General features: G+C 70.7%; 1 protein-coding gene. It reads left to right on the top strand.

The annotated features are described in order from the left end of the window. Positions 1-8: 8 nt before the first annotated feature. On the top strand, positions 9-362 hold a 354-nt coding region (locus tag AC1DUE_RS20915), incomplete at its 3' end, for a 3-hydroxyacyl-CoA dehydrogenase family protein (protein ID WP_477041309.1).

Below are 362 nucleotides of genomic sequence, written 5' to 3'. Positions count from 1 at the left end.
CAACTGCCATGCGTATCAGGATCGTCGGCGCCGGAGCCATGGGCCGTGGCATCGCCCAGTGGGCCGCGACCGCCGGACACACCGTCGAGCTGTGCGACGTACGCACCGAGGCGGTGACCGCGGCCCTCGACTTCGTACGGTCCATGCTCGACCGCGCCGTACAGAAGGGCCGGCTGTCCGCCGAGGACTGCGCCGCCACCCTGGAGCGGCTGGTTCCGCTCGATGATCCGTGGGCGGACGGGCCGGACGTCGAGCTGGTCATCGAGGCGGTGCGGGAGGACCTCGGCACCAAGGCAGAAGTCTTCGGCCGGCTGGAGCAGGCGCTGCCTGCCTCGGCCGTGTTCGCGACCAATACCTCCTCC

This window comes from Cellulomonas sp. P4_A2 (assembly GCF_056402515.1).
The sequence above is the reverse complement of the archived record's forward strand: the minus strand, read 5'-3'. Positions and strand labels throughout refer to the sequence as shown.